We start from the raw sequence: 19,833 nt of genomic DNA, 5'->3' as shown, positions 1-19,833 counted from the left end.
TACTCATAAAAGTCGCTGGTGAATAAAATTATTATTTATTAACTTACAAGGGAATAAAAATATCAAATAAGCTACACTCAATTCATCTGTGATATAGGAATAGACAATGAAAACTCCTTTTAATTGGCGGCACATTGAAATTTTTCATGCTGTGATGACCACTCAAAATCTTACTGAAGCCGCAGAGTTACTGAAAACATCACAACCCACTGTCAGTAGAGAGTTATCTCGTCTTGAGCATCTATTAGCATTTAAATTATTTGATAGAATAAAAGGCCGTTTACAACCCACAACGGAAGGGCTACGTTTTTTTGAGGAAGTACAACGTTCTTATTATGGCTTAGATAGAATAATTAACGCAGCTGAAAACATTCGCCATTTTAACCAAGCAGAATTGAATATCACCTGCTTGCCCGCATTTGCTCAATCATTATTACCTTCAATTTGCCGACAATTTCTAAATACATATCCTGATGTCAACTTGACCATTGTTCCTCAAGAATCCCCGCTATTAGAAGAGTGGTTATCTGCTCAACATTATGATTTAGGATTGACTGAACACACACAACCCCCTGCGGGAACCCAACAAGAAACCTTACTTACTCTCAATGAAGTTGCTGTTTTACCCAAGTCTCACCCATTGTGTCAAAAACCATTGTTACACCCTGCTGATTTTCAAAATCAGCGTTTTATTAGTTTGTCTGCCAATGATAGCTATCGACAATTGATTGATACCGTTTTTATTAAAGATGGAATTACACGACAGCTAGTGATGGAAACGCAAAGTGCCGCCTCTATTTGTGCCATGGTGAGTGAGAATATCGGCATTTCAATTGTTAACCCGATCACCGCACTTGATTACTTAGATAAGTCTATTTGTCTTCGCTCTTTAAGCTTTTCTATCCCCTTTACCATCAGCTTAATTACCCCGTCACATCGCCCTTCATCACAACTTGTTTCCTATTTTATTGATGTAATGAAAGAGACGTTATCAGATTACCCTAAGCGACTAACTCAAGCTTTTACCCGATAAAGCCAGCCAATAAGGTGATGATGAAAACCACTCAACTAAGAAATCCAGCAATACTCTGACAGCAGCGGGCATATTTTGCCGACTCGCTAAAACAGCATAAATTCCCATCGGTAGAGCTTGATAGTTAGATAAGACTTGTTCTAACTCACCGCTTTCAAGATAAGGTTTGGCTGAATAATAAGGCTGTAGCGATATACCAGCTCCTTTTAACGTCGCTTGCAATAAAACAACTGATTCATTTGCACTTAAATTACCGCCAACAGGCACTGAATAACGTTCATCACCTAAATTAAATTCCCATAAACTACGACCAAAAAATCGGTAGGTTAAACATTGATGCTGAGCGAGTTCATCTGGCGTTTGAGGTATCCCTTTTTTTGCTAAGTAATCTTTATGAGCACACACCACCGAAAGACATGTTGCTAGCGGGCGAGCAATTAAGTTAGGCTCAAGATGATTCGTAATACGCAATGCAATATCAATACGTTCTTCCACCAAATTCACCGTTTGATTGGTAATTTGTAAATCAACCGCAATTAAAGGATAACGTTGCATAAACTCACATATTGCCACTGACAAAATACTATTTGCTAACGATTGTGAACTAGTAATACGGACAAGACCGCTGATTTGATGACGTTCTTTGGGAATATTGGCAGGAATACGTTCCGCCATTTCTAATAGCTGTAAACTCTGTTCATATACCATTTCACCGACTGATGTTAGGCTTTGTTTGCGTGTCGTTCTATGCAATAAACGCACTCCAGCCCACTCCTCCATTTCATTTAAATAGCGCGTCACCATGGCTCTAGACATACCTAGATAATCCGCAGCTTTTATCATGCTTCCCTGCTTCACAATGGTAACAAACACTTCTGATGCTTTTATTTTATCCATTTAATTTACTCGATTTACGCAACAATCAATTGCCTAAAATAGGGTTTTTCTCTTTTTTTATGCAACATATTATAGTCAGCAACAACATTATGGAGAAAACAAAAGATGAAAAAATTACTTCCTTTAACACTTGCAACTACCGCACTCTTCGCAACATCAGCGCTAGCAACTGATTTAACATTAGATATTTATAACCCAGGAGATGCGAGTGTTTTTCCTGTCTCTTCTGAAATCATTTATGGCGATAAAGATGCCGTTTTAATTGATGCACAATTTCAAAAAAATGATGCACAAGCGTTGGTTGATAAAATAAAAGCCTCTGGAAAAAACCTGACTTATATCTATATCAGCCATTCGGATCCTGATTTTTATTTTGGGTTAGATGTCATTACTGATGCATTTCCAAATGCCAAAGTGATTGCAACAGCACCCACAATTAAAGCTATTAATGAAACTCAAGCTGGAAAACTTGCCTACTGGGGGCCTGTACTTAAAGAAAATGCCCCTCAGAAAATTATCATTCCTGAAGTACTAAAAGGTGATAGTTTTTCTCTAGAAGGTGAAACTATTTCAGTCAAAGGCTTAGATGGACTATCTCCAGATAGAACATACCTGTATGTTCCAAAACTTAATGCTGTGATGGGTGGTGTTTTAGTTTCTGAAAATATTCATGTTTGGTTAGCAGATACACAAACCGTGGCAGAACGCCAACATTGGGTTAGTGCGTTACAGCAAATAAAATCACTATCTCCAAAAACTGTTATTCCTGGCCACTATTTACCAAAAGCAACGTACGATCTACAAGCTGTTGACTTTACAATGAACTACCTCATTGAAGCTGAGAAAAATCTTGAAAAGACGAAAAATTCAGATGAATTTATTGCAGCGATGGAAAAAAATCATCAGAATTTAGCTGATAAATCAAGCCTAGAACTTAGTGCAAAAGTACTAAAAGGAGAAATGCAGTGGCCTCAGTAGCAAGCAATACAGGTAATACTCAAGGTACTAAAAAATTGCACTATGTTTATGATCCTCTTTGTGGTTGGTGCTACGGCATTGCACCTCTGATTGAAGCCGTAAGCAATGCATTTCCAAATTCCATTAAGTTACATGGCGGTGGATTATTTACACCCGCAAGAGCCGTAACGGGTGGTCAATCATGGAAAACGCATGTCACGCCAATTGATGAGCGTATTAGTCAATTATCAGGCCAAGTTTTTAGTCGCGCATACCATGATGCTCTTGGTAACACTGAAATGGTATTAAACTCACTGTTACCTATTTCGGCGATCCTTGTTGCCGAAAAAATGGGAAACCGTGATGTTTGTTTACTAAAAGCACTGCAAGAGGCCTATTACCTTGATGGCTTAAATATCAGTGACAAAGATACACTGCTGTTTATTGTGAAAAAACTTGGCTTTGATGTTGAGCAATTTGCGTCCTTACTGTCCGAAATTGGCGAAACTCAAATTCAACAGCACTTAAGCCAAACACAACAATTAATGAACCAAGTAAATGGTCGAGGTTTTCCGACTTTATTTATTGAAGATAACCAAGGTTATCGCCTGATATCGGTTGAAAAATATTTAGGTGATACAAAACGTTGGCAGCAATTTATAAAAGAGAATCTATAATCTTCTTTTCAGTGTGCAGATTAATTTCCGCACACTGCCTTCTTTGTTTCGATTCTTACTATCTATTTTGTACTTTTGCTATAACAGAAACAAAAAAGATAATTAAAATCAATAAATTAAAGGAATTTCAAGACGAAAAATAGCAACCTAATACCATTAATGTTGAAAATGAAAGACAAGAGCCAAATGCCACTTTTTTTATATGATCTTTTATTGTGATTAATACTGCAAAATACACACTTAATCCTAAAAAAGAGCCAAGCAAAAGAATATAGGGTAATTTTTCAAATCCACACCATGCACCAATAGCACCAAATAATTTCACATCGCCAAAACCTAAAATACATTTTTGGCAGATAAAATATCCCCATAAATAGATGCCATAAAAAAGCCCCGTACCACCTAGAAAACCATAAAAAGCATATTCAAAAGACACTAATCCATATGCAGTGTAATTACACAACAACCCTAAAAATATTAGCCAATAAGTTAGCGTATTAGGCAAAAGAAAATAGTCAGCATCAAAGAAAGAGAGCATTAATAAATAAAAGCTTAATATAGAAAGTATTATCAATAAAGAAAGCGAATAAATTGAAAAAAACCAATATAAACAAATAATAAGATAACTTATAGCAAGTTGTTTACGACGGGTTTTAGGTAACAAAAATAAGAGTGAAAAAGGCAGACAAAACTTAATAAAAACAAGAAAATCATTCAAAAAAGAGAGTAAAGGTGTTTTTATAAAACAACAACGGCTTAATGGCATAAATATCTACTCCTTAGATACCTCGTTATCCTTGTTAAACGACTGTATAAGAGGATCCATTTAATACCGAGAATTTTCTTTATAATAACGATGAAAACATGAAATTTTGCGACAAAACACGCAATAAGATCCGCGTTATAATAATGACAAAAGCAAAGTGATAACTTGCATGCCATAATGTCATGCGTATGATGCATATCACATATTTTATTTATCACGGTTAACCATCTTTTACGTAAGGGTTTCACGTTATGCGTATTCCTCGCATTTATCATCCAGAACCACTCACAGCAGGTACTCAAACAGCATTAGCTGAAGAAGCATCTAATCATGTTGGGCGTGTATTAAGAATGTCGACTGGGCAAAAACTGGCACTGTTTGATGGTTCAAATCAGGTATTTGATGCTGAAATCATAGAAAGCACAAAAAAGTCTGTCACTGTGCAAATTAATGAAGGCATTGTTGATGATAAAGAATCCCCTCTCGACCTCCATTTAGGGCAAGTACTTTCACGAGGCGAGAAAATGGAGTTTACGATTCAAAAATCAGTTGAGTTAGGTGTTAATACGATCACGCCACTGATCTCAGAACGCTGTGGTGTTAAACTTGACCCTAGCCGTTTAGAGAAAAAACATCAGCAATGGCAAAAAATTATTATCTCGGCATGTGAACAATGTGGCAGAAATAGCATCCCACAATTAATGCCAGTGATGTCATTAGAAGAATGGTGTGCTCAAGATGATGGTAGTTTAAAACTCAATTTACATCCTAGGGCTAACCAAAGCATTAATACCTTACCCTTACCTGTTAAAAAAGTGCGCTTATTGATTGGCCCAGAGGGTGGACTTTCCCCTGAAGAGATCGCCATGACAGCAGAGCACCATTTTACTGATATTTTATTAGGTCCTCGTGTATTAAGAACTGAAACAACAGCACTCACCGCAATCACCGCTTTGCAGGTTCGGTTCGGCGATCTGGGATAAAGGAGAAGTAATGATTAAATTAGGTATTGTGATGGATCCAATTTCATCCATCAAAATCAAAAAAGACACCAGCTTTGCAATGCTATTAGAAGCGCAACGTCGTGGCTGGGAAATTCATTATATGGAGATGAACGATCTTTACCTACACCAAGGTGAAGCACGCGCTCACACTCGTTTACTCAGCGTAGAAGAAAACCCAGAAAAATGGTTTGAATTTGGCCAAGAGCAAGATATTGCTTTAGGTGAACTAGATACCATTTTAATGCGTAAAGATCCGCCTTTTGATACCGAGTTTATCTACGCAACCTATATTTTAGAACGCGCTGAAGATATGGGGACACTGATCGTTAATAAGCCACAAAGCTTACGTGACTGTAATGAAAAACTCTTTACTGCATGGTTCCCAACATTAACACCAGACACATTAGTCACTCGTGAAGCTAAGCATTTACGTGCTTTCCATGAAAAACACGGTGATGTTATTTTCAAACCATTAGATGGTATGGGTGGTGCATCAATTTTCCGCTTGAAAAAAGATGATCCAAACGTAGGTGTTATTATTGAAACATTGACAGAACATGGTCATCGTTTTTGTATGGCACAAAATTTCCTACCTGAAATTGTTAACGGCGACAAACGTATTCTTGTTGTTGATGGCGAACCTGTGCCTTATTGCTTAGCTCGAATTCCTGCAAAAGGTGAAACCCGAGGCAACTTAGCTGCTGGTGGCCGTGGAGAAGCACGCCCATTAACAGAAAGTGATTGGGCAATTGCGCGTCAAGTCGCACCTATTCTTAAACAAAAAGGTCTTATTTTTGTCGGATTAGATGTTATTGGCGATCGTTTGACTGAGATTAACGTTACAAGCCCAACATGTGCACGTGAAATTGAAGCCGCTTATCCTGATGTTTCTATTACAGGCATGTTAATGGATGCTATTGAAGTACGTTTAAACAAGAAAAACTAACTTTTAGACACTGAGGTTAAAGGGTTTAAAAGTATGAACCTAGCCCCCACATATTAATCAATAAGCGGTATACATTAAGAAATACAATGTATAAAAGGGCTAGGTTTTTTAATAAAAATGATCAGGGAACAGTACGACTATTATGAATTTACTTAACCATTTTCTTATTGCTATGCCTTCATTAAGCGATCCGTTATTTGAACGCTCGGTCGTCTATGTTTGCGAACATAATGAAAACGGTGCGATGGGTTTAATTATTAATAAACCTATCGAAGACATCTCTGTGGAAGGTGTATTAGATCAACTAGAAATTTTTTCGACTGATAGAGACGAAGCAATTAGCTTACAAAAACCTGTGATGTCAGGAGGCCCCGTTGCAGAAGAGCATGGTTTTATCTTGCATACACCGGTTTCAGGTTTTAGTTCTAGTATCAAAATTAGTGATAGTACGATGATCACAACTTCCAAAGATGTATTAGAAACCTTAGGCACAGCAAGGCAACCAGAAAAAACATTAGTCTCTCTAGGTTATTCCAGTTGGGAACAAGGCCAATTAGAGAAAGAAATTTTAGAAAATAGCTGGCTAACCGTTGAGGCCTCATCTCAAATTATTTTTGATACCCCTATTGCTGAACGTTGGCATAAAGCCGCTGAATTAATTGGGATTAATATCCACACCATTTCACCAATAGCGGGTCACGCATAATGTCAAACAGAACGGTAATGGGCTTTGATTTTGGCACTAGAAGCATTGGCGCCGCTATCGGTCAAGAAGTTACAGGAACAGCAAGGCCTTTAGCCTCATTTAAAGCAAAAGATGGTATTCCTGATTGGACTCAAATCGAAAAAATCATAAAAGAGTGGCAACCTGATTTAGTGGTTGTCGGCTTACCTCTTAATATGGATGGCACCGAACAGTTAGTCACAACTCAAGCGAAAAAGTTTGCTAATCGCCTTCATGGTCGATTTGGTGTACAAATTGCGTTGCATGATGAACGCCTTAGCACTGTAGAAGCTCGCGCCCATCTTTTTGAACGTGGTGGTTACCGTTCCTTAGATAAAGGCAGTGTAGATGCAGCATCTGCCGTTATTATTCTTGAAAGCTGGTTTGAACAGCAATTTTAAAAATAGGCTCTACCTCGTGATACCTGCCTATTTTTAGTTATACGTTATCACACAGCCTGAATTAAACCTTCATGTTGGCGTTGCTGCCGACTTAACATGAAGGTTTGCATGCCGTATTCACTACCTGTTTGCATTAATGTTGTCACTTGATGGTATTTTCCTTCACGAATAAGATGTGAAATCCCCTGCGTAACCTGCATTATTTCAAATAATGCCACACGCCCTCCTTCAGTTGAAGGCACTAACTCTTGTGAAATTATCGCCCTTAAACTGCACGCTAATTGTGATGAAATCCATTGCCGATCATTACCTGTAAATACATTCGTCACGCGCTCAAGCGTTTGTACCGCCCCTTGAGTATGCAATGTTGCCAACACCAAATGCCCTGTTTCTGCTGCCGTTAATGCCAACTTAATGCTTTGTGCATCTCTTAATTCACCTAACATAATGACATCTGGATCTTGGCGTAGAGCGCTCTTTATTGCATTGGCAGTATGTTGAACATCTCGCCCTATTTCCCTTTGCTGTACAATACTCTGTTTATTGCTATGTATAAATTCAATAGGATCTTCTAATGTCAAAATATGCTGACGTTGATATTGGTTTAAATGATTGATCATTGCCGCTAATGTCGATGATTTTCCACTCCCTGTTGCACCAGTCACTAAAATAAGTCCATGAAAATAGTTATCTAATAATGTTGAAACCGACTTAGGTACTCGAAGTTTATCTAAAGAAGGAATTTGTGTTTCAATTATTCTTAATACTGCTGAAACACCTTTTTGTTGGCGAAATAAATTAACACGGAGTCGTTGCCCACAAGATAGCGTAAGTGCTGTATCAACCTGCCCTTCGTTCTCAAAAATTTGCTTTTGAGCATCACTTAAAAAAGGCATAAGCCACATTAGTAGACTATCGGAAGTGATAGGTTTACATTGATTTTGTTGATAAAGTATTCCGTTGATCCGCAATCGAGGTACATCACCACAACAAAGGTGCAGATCCGAGGCGTTATGCTTTACACTATATGCAATTAAATTTTCCATTTTCATCTTATTATCTCCTGAGTTGCCATGAATACTATTAAACAGAATCTCGTCAATGTCAGGTCTCACATTGACACAGCCACGCAAAAATGCGGCCGTTCTTCAGAAGAAATAACCTTACTTGCAGTAAGTAAAACAAAACCTGCGAGTGACATCGAAAAAGCAATAGCATGTGGACAAACTGAATTTGGTGAAAACTATGTCCAAGAAGGTGTTGATAAAATCCATTATTTTGCTGATAACCACACCTTAATTTGGCACTTTATCGGCCCTTTACAGTCAAATAAAACACGCCTTGTTGCTGAGAATTTCGATTGGTGCCATACCATTGACAGATTAAAAATCGCTCAAAGATTAAGCGAGCAACGCCCTGACTCATTGCCACCATTAAATGTACTTATTCAAATTAATATTAGTGATGAAAACAGTAAATCAGGTATTAATCTGGCTGAGCTTGATGGGTTAGCGGCACAAATTTCTATTCTTTCAGGCATTAAATTACGAGGATTAATGGCTATTCCAGCACCTGAAAGCAATTATGAAAAACAAGTTGAAGTGCTAGAAAAAATGCATCTCGCATTTAAGCAATTACAATCTCAATATCCCAATATAGATACATTATCTATGGGAATGACAAGTGATATGGAAGCCGCTATAGCTTGTGGTTCAACACTCGTTCGTATTGGTACAGCCATTTTTGGCGCAAGAGATTACGCGACTAAGTAAAAATAGAGGTTTATATGGAACATCGTAACATCGCTTTTATTGGCGCTGGGAATATGGCTCATGCCATTATTGCAGGATTGGTTCAAGGTGGATATCCAGCACATAAAATAACCGTCAGCTCACCTTCTGCTGTTCGCCGTGAACCTTTAGAAAAAGAGTTCGGCATTCATAGTACTAATGACAATATTGATGCCGTTCAAAAAGCGGATGTTATTGTGCTGGCAGTAAAACCACAAATGATGGAAGAAGTTTGTAAGCCCTTACAAAATATCGATATGAGCAAAAAATTAGTCCTTACTATCGCTGCTGGCATTCCTGCTACACGTTATAACGACTATTTTGCGACTCAATTACAGCTTGTTCGTATTATGCCAAATACCCCAGCACTGGTAGGTAAAGGCTTAAGCGGTATGTTTGCACACAATTCACTTTCATCTCAAGATAAACAGTTTGCTGACGAATTAATGAAAAGTGTTGGCACAACTGTTTGGGTAGAGCAAGAATCTGCCATCAATGATATTATCGCCGTTGCTGGTAGTGCACCCGCTTATTTCTTCTTGTTTATGGAATCAATGCAACAAGAAGCTGAACGTTTAGGTTTTTCACCTGAAGTTGCAAGAGCGATTGTGCAACAAGCAGCAAGTGGTTCTACCGCCTTAGCTGAGAAACAACATATGTTGCCTTTCTCAACTTTACGCGAGCAAGTAACATCAAAAGGTGGAACGACAGCTGCTGCACTTATGCAATTTTATGAAGGTAAATTACCTGAAAACGTCGCTTTTGCCATGCAAGCTGCGATTAAACGTGCGCAAGAAATGGAAAAACAATTTTAATTTCATCAGGGCCAACTAATGAATTTTTTAAATTTCGTCATTCTGACTCTTCTTCAACTCTACACATCCGTCCTTCTATTACGTGTTTGGATGCAATGTGTCAGAGCTGATTTTTATAATCCTTTTTCACAATTTATCGTCAAGATCACACAGCCAATTGTTCGCCCATTAAGAAGTTTTATTCCTTCTATTGGCCCTATTGATACCGCATCAGTCTTATTAGCTTATATACTGATTCTGCTTGGTATTATTATTCCATCTTACTTATCTGGAACATCTATTCCTTTCTCTTTAATGTTCCCATTTGCCTTTATTGAACTGCTCACAGCAGCAGGTAAGATGATTTTCTGGTTGATCATTATCCGCGCCATTCTTAGCTGGGTAAGTCAAGGCCGTAATCCGATTGATCGTCTTTTATTTCAATTAACAGAACCTTTAATGGCACCAATTCGTCGTGTAATTCCGGCGATGGGCGGTTTAGATTTCTCTGCAATGATTGTTATTCTTGTGCTTTATGCCCTGAATTATCTACGTGTAGACGTTTTACAATGGCTACTTAGCGTAACGCTTTACTAAGGATAACACTTATGCAAAAAGTCGTTCTCGCAACAGGAAATCCGGGAAAGGTCAAAGAGCTAGCCTCTTTGCTTTCTGCTTTTGGTTTAGATATTGTTGCTCAAACAGAACTTGATGTTGATTCTGTTGAAGAAACTGGCTTAACCTTTGTTGAAAATGCGCTGATTAAAGCGCGCCATGCAGCAAAAGTAACAGGTCTTCCAGCAATTGCTGATGACTCGGGTATTTCGGTTGATGCTCTGGGAGGTGCTCCTGGTATTTACTCGGCACGCTATGCGGGTGTGGATGCAAGTGATCAGCAAAATCTAGATAAATTGCTTGATGCAATGAAAGACGTACCCGCTGAAAAACGCCAAGCACAATTTAACTGTGTATTGGTTTATATGCGCCATGAAAACGATCCAACTCCGTTGATTTTCCACGGTATTTGGCATGGTGTATTAAGCACAGAAATGCACGGTGAAGGTGGCTTTGGCTATGATCCTATTTTCTTTGTTCCTGAATTAAATTGTACTGCGGCGCAATTAACTAAAGAGCAAAAAAATCAGCATTCACATCGTGGTAAAGCACTTAAATTAATGTTGGATGCCCTTAAGAATGCTTAAGTTGCCCCCATTAAGTTTGTATATTCATATTCCTTGGTGTGTACAAAAATGCCCTTATTGTGATTTCAACTCACACACCTTAAAGGGTGAAGTACCGCATCAGGAATATGTGCAACATTTACTCAATGACTTAGATGCCGATCTTATTCACGTTGGTTCCCGTGAAGTGCAAACAATATTTATTGGTGGCGGTACACCTAGCTTATTAAGCGCTGAGTCAATGGCTGATTTACTCTATGGTGTGAAAGAGCGCATAGCTGTTAATCCTAACGCTGAAATAACAATGGAGGCCAATCCGGGTACGGTTGAAGCAGAACGGTTTGCTGGATTCCAACGTGCGGGTGTAAATCGTATTTCTATTGGTGTGCAAAGTTTTGGCAACGATAAGCTTATTCGCTTAGGACGTATTCATGATGCTGATGAAGCTAAAAATGCGGCACGTTTAGCCAAAGAATTAGGCTTACGTAGCTTTAATTTAGATTTAATGCATGGATTACCAGACCAATCATTATCTCAAGCACTTTCGGATTTACAGCAAGCAATAGCGTTATCTCCCCCACATTTGTCTTGGTATCAATTAACCATTGAACCCAATACGCAATTTGGCTCTCGCCCCCCAAAATTACCTGATGACGATATGCTGTGGGATATTTTTTCAGAAGGCGATAAATTACTGACAGCAGCAGGTTATAAACAATATGAAACATCGGCATATTGTAAGCTAGGCTTTCAGTGTGAGCACAACTTAAACTATTGGCGTTTTGGGGATTATTTAGGCATCGGTTGTGGTGCTCATGGAAAAATAAGCTTTGAAGATGGTCGCATAATGCGAACAGTAAAAACCAAGCACCCTAAAGGTTTTATGGAGGGTCGTTATCTCCACCAGCAAAATTTTGTTGATAATGATGACCGTCCATTTGAATTTTTTATGAACCGTTTTCGCCTATTAGAAGCATTTCCAAGACAAGATTTCAGCGATTATACGGGGCTTGCCGAAGAGATTATTCGCCATCAAATAGATGAAGCACTCGCATTGGGTTATATCAGTGAAACCGATACGCACTGGCAAATAACCCCTCATGGTAAGTTATTCCTCAACTCTTTGCTTGAGCTATTTCTCTAAATTATTTATCGCTCAATAACTCAAATGCCCATACTGTTATTCACAATATGGGCATTTATTTATAAAGAAGTTATTAAAAGATCATAAAATCTTAAAGTGCGCTTTCTACCGCTTCAATCTGTTTTGTTAAGCTATCTAATCCACCACCAGAGAGATACCAAAGATCAGCTTGTAGATAAACAATTCCACCTTTTTTATAAGCAGATGTCGTTTTAATTTCATCGTTTTCAAAAGTAGCTTTTTCTAATTTGCCAGCACCAATCGCCTCACTACGATCAACAATGAAAATCACATCAGGGTTTGCTTTTGCGATCATTTCAGAGGTAACGACACGACGTTTACCTTTGTCTTCTTCAGCAACAGGGGGTAATTCGGCTTTCTTCACTTTAACCACATCATAAATAACACTTTGGTTATTTGGCATCAAATTGCCCGCATTGTGCATCAGCACTAATACTTTTTTATCCGACTCTACTGCTTTTTTCTGAGCTTGCTCAATAACAGTATTTAACTTAGCAATTTGTTCTTGAGTCGCTTGCTGTTTATCAAATAACTCACCTAATAACTTGATATTTGACTCAACGGAATTGAGATAATTAGCACTATTAGTCCCTAAATTAACCGTAGGTGCAATTTTTGCCAACGCATCATAAGACGCACCTTGGCGACCCGTAATAATAATTAAATCAGGTTTAATCTCAGCTAATTTTTCTAAGTCAGGCGCTTTCATACCGCCGACATTAGCAACGTTACTTGCAATACTTTCTTTAATATAAGCAGGTGCATTACCTAATGGCAATCCTACTACTTTATCAGCTAAACCTAGCTGAACTAAAGAATCATATAAACCAAAATCAAACAGAACAACTTTTGAAGGGTTCTTAGTGACCGACGTTTCACCCAATAGATGTTTAATCACCATCTTGTCATTCTGCTGACTAATAACTTGGTTAGGTTGGTATTCGATTGGTGTTTTACTTAACGCGGAGAAACTCGTTACAGAAAAGATAGATGCGATGACTAAAGGAAGGATCTTCTTCATTAATTTTGCCCTGTTTAAGTGGAATACTCAAACAGGGCATTCTAAACAGCTCCTCTTACAAGTCAATTGAACAAGAATGATTTTCATTATTATTTTCAATTATTGTGAGTTTGCCATTTGTAAAGCTCATTAATTATCCGGTTAATAACCCAAACATTAGAGAGACAAAGCAGCTACTTCTTTAATGCATTAATTAATTCAACACGCTGATTTTCCATTTGCGTGATTTTGCTACAAGCTTGCTGACCAAATTGAGTAAACGCAGCTTCTTGTTGCTTCCACTCCTGATCTATAATTTTTTGGAAACCATCTAAACTGCCTAATAATCCGCCTAAGGCTTTTTTACTGTCGCCACCTGCGGCTGCTAATAACTGCTTTTTCCCCAATTCATTAATACTGTCTTGCAACATACCACCTAGACTGCTTTCTACGATTTCACGGCCTTTAGCTTCAACTTCTTTGATGGCTTGAGAATGGAACGTAATGTTATTCGATTCTATGCTGACCACTCGATCCATTTGCTGATTAAGATCTTTCTCTAATCGACTTAATCTGTTGAGAATATTGCTTTCTTTGCCAAAAGCTTCAATCACGACTTTATCAAGCACTTTGCGAGAATCTTGCAGTTTTACCCCCGTTTCAGTTCTTAACCAAGGTACATCTCGTCTTACTGTTGCTTGATATTTTTTTGCTAATTCTTGCTGTTGTGGTGTCAATGTGGCACTTTTTTCATTTTGAAATAGTGTGCCATCAGGATAAATCACCATTAAACCATGTGAACCCGCGACTTCAACAAATTCAGTGGTTATGCGTAAATCATCTTTTGGCATTACAGCACAATCAAAACTGGGTGATGCATTTGCTGTACCTGCAACAAAAAACAGTGTGACAGCAATATTTCTTAAATTCATAACAACTCTCCTGAAAACACACTTAAAAAATTGAACGCCCTACTTTATTTGCTAATAATTCAAGTGCTGCACAACCTGCTAATGAGTTACCTGATTTATCCAGCTCTGGTGACCAAACTGCAACCGTAAAGGCATCAGGAACAACGGCAATAATGCCACCCCCTACGCCTGATTTTCCGGGAATACCAATACGAAATGCAAATTCACCAGCACCATCGTACATACCACAAGTTAACATTAACGCATTTATTTGTCGGGTTTGTCTTGGCGTAATAATCTGATTTTTATTGCCCACACTCGTACCTTGATTAGCTAAATAGCTAAAACATCGCACTAACTCGGAGCAACTCATTTCAATTGAGCAATAGTGAAAATACGTTTCAAGCACTGTAATAACATCATTCTCAAAATTACCAAAAGATTTCATCAGATAAGCGATTGATGCATTTCGACTAAGATGCTCCATCTCTGATTTTGCCACCACGGAGTTATAGCAAATGTCAGGAGTATCAGTCAGAAAACGGATCACTTCTAACATTCTTTGCTTAGGTGCACTTAATCGAGACTGCAACATATCTGTGATAACAATGGCACCCGCATTAATGAAAGGATTGCGCGGTATTCCTTTTTCCATTTCTAGCTGTATCAAGGAATTAAAAGGCAGGCCTGATGGTTCTTTTCCTACACGTTGCCAAATTTCATTTTCTTCATAACGAGTTAAAGCAAGCGTTAAGCTAAGTACCTTAGAAATAGATTGAATCGAAAAACGCTTATCTGCCATACCTGACTGATAGAGTTCGCCATCAACCGTATAAACAGCCATAGCAAGCTGTTCTGGCGGTATTTGAGCCAATGCGGGAATATAATCCGCGACTTTTCCTTGCCCGATTAAGGGGCGAATTTGTTGCAAAATATCTGACAATAATGCGTTAGATAACGTTGTAGTCACAGTCCCTTCCCCAGACAGACAAGGGCATCCTTTTGGATGCCCTTGTAATTATTTGCTAAATGTATAACTTTCTATCAATCCCACCAAACATCAAATAGTTCAGAGGTCTGTACATCTTGCATTTTGCTTTCTTTAAGGAAGTTTTCGACTAATTGGCGATGCTCTTCTGTACATTTACCAATTTGTTGTAAGCAGATCAAGCCTTCCCAGCTCAGGTAACCACTTGCATCAAATGCCAGCCCGTTTGGCTCAATAACTTTGAGGATCAGTTCATCAACAAAGCGATCTACTTCCTCAATTGGGGTATTTTCTGGGAAAGTCCATTTAACTGAGAAACCTAATTCCTGAAATTCATCGATACGCATTTTTTTGCGTAAGCGGCGACTACGTTGTTTAGCCATTATTTTACCCTCTTAAACATAAGATCCCAGACTCCATGCCCTAAACGATGACCGCGTTTTTCAAATTTAGTCACAGGGCGTGTTTCTGGTCGTGGTACATAATCCTGAGTTTCTGACAAATTCTGATAACCTTCAACACTTGTCATCACTTCAAGCATATGTTCTGCATATGGTTCCCAATCTGTCGCCATATGAAAAACACCGTCTAACGTTAATTTTTTTAAAATTAATTCTGCAAAAGGCACTTGAACAATACGACGTTTATTATGACGCGCTTTGTGCCATGGATCAGGAAAGAATAGCTGAACCATTTTTAAACTATTATCTGGGATCATATGATTGAGCACTTCAATCGCATCGTGACACATGACTCTCAGATTAGTTAATTGTTCTTCTTCAGCATTAGCAAGACAAGCACCAACACCCGGGGCATGTACTTCAATACCGAAATAATTATTTTCTGGTGTATTTTTTGCCATAGTCACGAGCGATGCGCCCATGCCGAAGCCAATTTCTAAAATTACAGGCGCTTCGCGTCCAAAAACCTGACTGAAGTCGATGGGTTCCGGCTGATATTCAACACCAAAGGCAGGCCACTGTGTTTCTAATGCTTGCTCTTGACGAGGCGTTAAACGACCTTGTCTACGAACAAAACTACGAACGCGTCGTAAAGCACGCCCTTCTTCATTGAATTCCGGAGAAATTACATTCTTGATCATGTCTAATACTGTCAGTCGTTAGGCCAATTATTTACTTAAAAGCGTTATAATGTCGCTATAGTGCAACTTAACCGACATTATCCAAAGATCGCTAAGTTTAGCAAGAGTCACTCATAGAAGCATCACTCTATAAGATAAATATTAAGAGTGTTTACAGTTTATTCTCTCTGTGGTGCAATCTTACCTTAATCAGAACATGAGTTAATAAAATAAAACATGATGGAAGCACTGCAATTTTCGCAAGTCGTACTCAACTGGTATCACAAATATGGGCGTAAAACGCTCCCTTGGCAGCAAGAAAAAACGCCTTATCACGTATGGTTATCTGAGGTAATGCTGCAACAAACCCAAGTTGCGACAGTTATTCCTTATTTTGAACGCTTTATTGCACGTTTTCCTGATGTCAGTGCATTAGCTAAAGCGCCTCTCGATGAAGTCCTTCATCTCTGGACTGGCCTTGGCTATTACGCAAGAGCCAGAAATTTGCATAAAGCGGCACAACACATTGTAGATAAACATCAAGGGCAATTTCCTGATACCTTTGAGGAAGTTTGTGCCTTACCCGGTGTTGGACGTTCAACCGCCGGTGCTATTTTATCGTTATCACTGAAAAAACCTTATCCAATTCTTGATGGTAATGTGAAGCGCGTTTTAGCACGTTGCTATGCTGTTGAAGGCTGGCCGGGTAAAAAAGAAGTTGAAAATAAATTGTGGGAGATCAGCGAAAACGTCACTCCCACTGAAGGTGTTGAGTATTTTAATCAGGCAATGATGGATTTAGGTGCAATGGTTTGCACAAGAAGCAAGCCTAAATGTGAATTATGCCCATTAAATACTGGCTGTATCGCTTATGCTCAAAACAACTGGGCGGATTACCCTGGGAAAAAACCGAAAAAAACCATCCCAGAAAAAACAACTTATTTTCTTATTTTACAATATGATAATCTTGTTTGGTTAGATAAAAGACCACCAGCAGGAATATGGGGTGGGCTATTTGCCTTTCCTCAATTTGAAACAAAAGCGCTTTTAGAACAGTGGTTAGTTGAGCATGGGCTTGATAATAATGAATCAGAGCAACTGATTTCATTTAGACATACTTTTAGCCACTTTCATTTAGATATTGTGCCAATTTGCGTAAAACTCTCAGCGTTTACCTCTATAATGGAGGAGCAAAAAGGACTTTGGTATAACTTACAGACGCCTGCTACCGTAGGGTTAGCAGCACCTGTAGAGAATTTACTTAGACAATTAGCCTAAGCTAATACCTGCGATATTGAGGATTTATTATGAGCAGAACTATTTTTTGTACTTTCCTTAACAAAGAAGCCGATGGGCTTGATTTTCAGTTGTACCCAGGAGAAATTGGAAAGCGCATTTTCAATGAAATCTCAAAAGAAGCATGGGCTCAATGGATGACAAAACAAACCATGCTTATCAATGAGAAAAAACTTAACACCATGAATCCTGATGATCGCAAACTATTAGAACAAGAAATGGTGCGATTTTTATTCGAAGGCCATGATGTTCATATTGACGGCTACACACCACCTGAAAAATAATATTCACATTTCCAGAGCCTTTAAGGCTCTGGTATTTTATTCACCATAGCGATGCAATTGACCATGAAAAAAATCCTTCTCTTGCTAATTATCGCCCCTCTACTCATTTCTTGTAGTAGTCAACCACCAAAAACATTTGAACCCGATTACGCAAAGGACACCAATGCGTTCGATATTCTTATGGGGCAATTTGCCAATAATATCGAAATGATTTGGGGTATGAAGGAAGTATTAATCGCAGGCCCTAAAGATTACGTAAAATATACCAATGCTTATAAAACACGTAGCCATATTAATTTTGAAGCAGGTACAATTACGATAGAAACTTTAGGTGATGATACACCTCAATTTCAATTGCATAAGGCGATAGTCACCACATTATTAATGGGTGAAGATCCAGGTTCTATTGACCTCTACTCTGACGTTAATAATATTCCCCACAGTACTGAGCCGTTTTTATCTGGACAGGTTCTTGATAATACGGGACAACCTATACGCTGGGAATGGCGAGCCAATAAATTTGCAGATTATCTGATTGCCAATAAATTACAAAAACGCCAATCAGGATTAAATACAATCTGGTATGTCACCATTAATCTTGTTCCTAATCACCTTGATAAACGTGCTCATAAATATTTACCGTTAGTTCAACAAGCTGCGGCTAAATATGGTGTTGAGCCTTCACTTATCCTTGCTATTATGCAAATTGAATCCAGCTTTAACCCTTATGCAGTCAGTAGTTCTGATGCGCTTGGTTTAATGCAGATTATGCCAGCAACCGCAGGACGTGATGTATTCCGAATGCAAGGAAAATCTGGGCAACCAAGTCGTAGTTACTTATTTGATCCTGCTAATAATATCGATGCAGGTGCGGCTTATATCTCAATACTGCAAAATAGTTATCTTGGAGATATCAAAGATCCAGTTTCACGCCGTTATGCTGTTATACAGGCTTACAACGGTGGTGCTGGTAGTGTGTTACGGATATTCCATAACGATAAAAAACAAGCTGCAGCCATGATTAACAACTTAGAGCCAACGCAGGTGTATACCACATTACGTAATAAGCATCCTGCCGACCAATCTCGTCGTTATCTTGAGAAAGTCAGTACAGCCCAACGTAACTATCGTTAGTTATTATTTAATCTAAAAACAAAGCTTTCTCAATAAATTTGGGGAAGCTTTGTTGTTATTGAGACTTAATAAACGGTTTTATCACCATGTGTTTTTTGAGCATAGCAAAAGGCTTTAGCTTTATTTTTGCTCGCTCTCCGTGACAAATAGCGTTTTATTAACCAATAAGTTTAAAAAAACAGCAATCAAACCATTTTGTGATAAATAACGTTGACGAGCAAGGCGATATCGGGTTTAATACGCCCCGTTGCCCGAATAGCTCAGTCGGTAGAGCAGGGGATTGAAAATCCCCGTGTCCTTGGTTCGATTCCGAGTTCGGGCACCATCTTTCATTTGTTCGTCAGTGAGTTAAATCACTGAGAGGGCAAACAAGAGTTGAAAAATATAATTTAGCACTGTCACTTTATGTTAAAACTCTTAAAATAAACAGTCTTGTTCATACCAAGGCTGTTTTTTTTTTATTTGTAACTTTTACTTTCTTTCCTAATCACTGTCAAATCTTGATACTCCTCCTGTTATTTTCATCACATCAATTCTGCTTCTAATATATCTCGCAAGTTATCAACACTTTCATCAATGTATTCTAATGTCGATGTAATGCTGGCATGACCTAATAGCCTTTTCACAACATAAAGATTACGTTCTGGTGATTGCATCATATGCGTTGCAACAGTATGTCGAAAGCGATGTGGTGATATGATAAAGTTACATTCTGCTGATAAGCGTTTGAAAAATGAGCGTAATGGATATTCTCCCATTATCTTGGGATGTTTCTTTCTTTTCATTAAATCAAACCATCCAACA

Annotated in this window: 24 protein-coding genes and 1 tRNA gene; 16 read left to right on the top strand and 9 right to left on the bottom strand. The window is 38.4% G+C overall.

Annotated elements, in window-relative coordinates; all coding sequences use genetic code 11:
- Positions 1-106 precede the first annotated feature (106 nt).
- Positions 107-1,033: a LysR family transcriptional regulator gene (locus B6258_RS09955; RefSeq protein WP_099075135.1), complete on the top strand. Its 927-nt coding sequence runs from the start codon at positions 107-109 to the stop codon at positions 1,031-1,033.
- On the opposite strand, the gene B6258_RS09950 is transcribed toward B6258_RS09955, so the two are convergent.
- Positions 1,010-1,930 carry a LysR family transcriptional regulator gene (locus tag B6258_RS09950; RefSeq protein WP_099075134.1) on the bottom strand — a complete coding sequence of 307 codons (921 nt, stop codon included), beginning with the start codon at positions 1,928-1,930 and terminating at the stop codon, positions 1,010-1,012. The genes B6258_RS09955 and B6258_RS09950 overlap by 24 nt on opposite strands.
- A 105-nt stretch (positions 1,931-2,035) precedes the next feature.
- On the opposite strand from B6258_RS09950, the gene B6258_RS09945 reads away from it, so the two are divergent.
- Positions 2,036-2,908 carry an MBL fold metallo-hydrolase gene (locus B6258_RS09945; RefSeq protein ID WP_099075133.1) on the top strand — a complete coding sequence of 291 codons (873 nt, stop codon included), beginning with the start codon at positions 2,036-2,038 and terminating at the stop codon, positions 2,906-2,908.
- A complete protein-coding gene (locus tag B6258_RS09940; protein ID WP_099075132.1) occupies positions 2,896-3,564 on the top strand; it encodes a DsbA family protein in 669 nt (222 codons plus the stop codon). Before B6258_RS09945 ends, B6258_RS09940 begins: the two co-directional genes overlap by 13 nt.
- A 127-nt stretch (positions 3,565-3,691) precedes the next feature.
- Here B6258_RS09940 and B6258_RS09935 read toward each other — a convergent pair whose 3' ends face one another.
- On the bottom strand, positions 3,692-4,330 hold the full coding sequence (locus B6258_RS09935) for a prepilin peptidase (RefSeq protein WP_099075131.1): 639 nt from the start codon (positions 4,328-4,330) through the stop codon (positions 3,692-3,694).
- 251 nt (positions 4,331-4,581) lie between these two features.
- Between B6258_RS09935 and rsmE the strand changes: the two genes are divergently transcribed.
- The 4 genes from rsmE to ruvX all read left to right on the top strand — a co-directional run bounded on the left by rsmE (position 4,582) and on the right by ruvX (position 7,405).
- The gene (rsmE, locus tag B6258_RS09930; RefSeq protein ID WP_099075130.1) at positions 4,582-5,313 is read left to right on the top strand and encodes a 16S rRNA (uracil(1498)-N(3))-methyltransferase; all 732 of its coding nucleotides are present in this window, start codon (positions 4,582-4,584) and stop codon (positions 5,311-5,313) included.
- 10 nt (positions 5,314-5,323) lie between these two features.
- Complete coding sequence (gene gshB, locus B6258_RS09925; RefSeq protein ID WP_023581014.1) at positions 5,324-6,280, top strand: glutathione synthase; 957 nt, start codon at positions 5,324-5,326, stop codon at positions 6,278-6,280.
- Positions 6,281-6,422: 142 nt separating this feature from the next.
- Positions 6,423-6,986 (top strand): YqgE/AlgH family protein, encoded by a 564-nt coding sequence (locus tag B6258_RS09920; protein WP_099075129.1) that lies wholly within the window; start codon positions 6,423-6,425, stop codon positions 6,984-6,986.
- Positions 6,986-7,405, top strand: coding sequence for a Holliday junction resolvase RuvX (gene ruvX / locus B6258_RS09915; protein WP_099075128.1), 420 nt, complete (start codon positions 6,986-6,988; stop codon positions 7,403-7,405). The genes B6258_RS09920 and ruvX overlap by 1 nt, the downstream gene beginning before the upstream one ends.
- A 47-nt stretch (positions 7,406-7,452) precedes the next feature.
- On the opposite strand, the gene B6258_RS09910 is transcribed toward ruvX, so the two are convergent.
- Positions 7,453-8,457 carry a type IV pilus twitching motility protein PilT gene (locus B6258_RS09910; protein WP_099075127.1) on the bottom strand — a complete coding sequence of 335 codons (1,005 nt, stop codon included), beginning with the start codon at positions 8,455-8,457 and terminating at the stop codon, positions 7,453-7,455.
- Positions 8,458-8,478: 21 nt separating this feature from the next.
- Here B6258_RS09910 and B6258_RS09905 point away from each other — a divergent pair, with 21 nt between their 5' ends.
- The 5 genes from B6258_RS09905 to hemW are packed head-to-tail and all read left to right on the top strand — an operon-like array spanning position 8,479 to position 12,314.
- Entirely contained in the window at positions 8,479-9,177 is a 699-nt protein-coding gene (locus B6258_RS09905; protein ID WP_099075126.1) for a YggS family pyridoxal phosphate-dependent enzyme, read from the top strand.
- A 14-nt stretch (positions 9,178-9,191) separates the two neighbouring features.
- A complete protein-coding gene (gene proC / locus B6258_RS09900; protein ID WP_099075125.1) occupies positions 9,192-10,010 on the top strand; it encodes a pyrroline-5-carboxylate reductase in 819 nt (272 codons plus the stop codon).
- 18 nt (positions 10,011-10,028) lie between these two features.
- Positions 10,029-10,586: a YggT family protein gene (locus tag B6258_RS09895; protein WP_099075124.1), complete on the top strand. Its 558-nt coding sequence runs from the start codon at positions 10,029-10,031 to the stop codon at positions 10,584-10,586.
- 11 nt (positions 10,587-10,597) lie between these two features.
- A complete protein-coding gene (locus B6258_RS09890; protein WP_099075123.1) occupies positions 10,598-11,191 on the top strand; it encodes an XTP/dITP diphosphatase in 594 nt (197 codons plus the stop codon).
- A complete protein-coding gene (gene hemW, locus B6258_RS09885; RefSeq protein ID WP_099075122.1) occupies positions 11,184-12,314 on the top strand; it encodes a radical SAM family heme chaperone HemW in 1,131 nt (376 codons plus the stop codon). Before B6258_RS09890 ends, hemW begins: the two co-directional genes overlap by 8 nt.
- Before the next feature lie 91 nt (positions 12,315-12,405).
- On the opposite strand, the gene B6258_RS09880 is transcribed toward hemW, so the two are convergent.
- From B6258_RS09880 to trmB, 5 genes are all read right to left on the bottom strand, one after another.
- A complete protein-coding gene (locus B6258_RS09880) occupies positions 12,406-13,356 on the bottom strand; it encodes a siderophore ABC transporter substrate-binding protein (RefSeq protein ID WP_099075121.1) in 951 nt (316 codons plus the stop codon).
- Between the two features lie 173 nt (positions 13,357-13,529).
- Positions 13,530-14,267: a DUF2884 family protein gene (locus B6258_RS09875; protein WP_099075120.1), complete on the bottom strand. Its 738-nt coding sequence runs from the start codon at positions 14,265-14,267 to the stop codon at positions 13,530-13,532.
- A gap of 22 nt (positions 14,268-14,289) precedes the next feature.
- Positions 14,290-15,216 (bottom strand): glutaminase B, encoded by a 927-nt coding sequence (glsB, locus tag B6258_RS09870; protein ID WP_099075119.1) that lies wholly within the window; start codon positions 15,214-15,216, stop codon positions 14,290-14,292.
- Between the two features lie 74 nt (positions 15,217-15,290).
- Positions 15,291-15,617: a YggL family protein gene (locus B6258_RS09865; protein WP_023581025.1), complete on the bottom strand. Its 327-nt coding sequence runs from the start codon at positions 15,615-15,617 to the stop codon at positions 15,291-15,293.
- The gene (gene trmB / locus B6258_RS09860) at positions 15,617-16,336 is read right to left on the bottom strand and encodes a tRNA (guanosine(46)-N7)-methyltransferase TrmB (RefSeq protein ID WP_099075118.1); all 720 of its coding nucleotides are present in this window, start codon (positions 16,334-16,336) and stop codon (positions 15,617-15,619) included. The genes B6258_RS09865 and trmB overlap by 1 nt, the downstream gene beginning before the upstream one ends.
- Before the next feature lie 216 nt (positions 16,337-16,552).
- Here trmB and mutY point away from each other — a divergent pair, with 216 nt between their 5' ends.
- From mutY to B6258_RS09840, 4 genes are all read left to right on the top strand, one after another.
- A complete protein-coding gene (gene mutY, locus B6258_RS09855) occupies positions 16,553-17,593 on the top strand; it encodes an A/G-specific adenine glycosylase (protein WP_099075117.1) in 1,041 nt (346 codons plus the stop codon).
- 29 nt (positions 17,594-17,622) lie between these two features.
- Positions 17,623-17,895, top strand: coding sequence for an oxidative damage protection protein (locus tag B6258_RS09850; RefSeq protein ID WP_098943971.1), 273 nt, complete (start codon positions 17,623-17,625; stop codon positions 17,893-17,895).
- Positions 17,896-17,958: 63 nt separating this feature from the next.
- Positions 17,959-19,029: a membrane-bound lytic murein transglycosylase MltC gene (mltC, locus tag B6258_RS09845; RefSeq protein ID WP_099075173.1), complete on the top strand. Its 1,071-nt coding sequence runs from the start codon at positions 17,959-17,961 to the stop codon at positions 19,027-19,029.
- Positions 19,030-19,278: 249 nt separating this feature from the next.
- A tRNA-Phe gene (locus tag B6258_RS09840) sits at positions 19,279-19,354 on the top strand.
- A gap of 199 nt (positions 19,355-19,553) precedes the next feature.
- Here the strand turns inward: B6258_RS09840 and B6258_RS09835 are convergent.
- The coding region (locus B6258_RS09835; RefSeq protein ID WP_129586845.1) for a site-specific integrase at positions 19,554-19,833 on the bottom strand (280 nt) is incomplete at its 5' end.

It is taken from the genome of Proteus alimentorum (genome assembly GCF_002607735.1).
Classification (GTDB): Bacteria; Pseudomonadota; Gammaproteobacteria; order Enterobacterales; family Enterobacteriaceae; genus Proteus; species Proteus alimentorum.
Note: the sequence above shows the minus strand (reverse complement) of the source record. Positions and strands in the feature narration are given on the sequence as shown.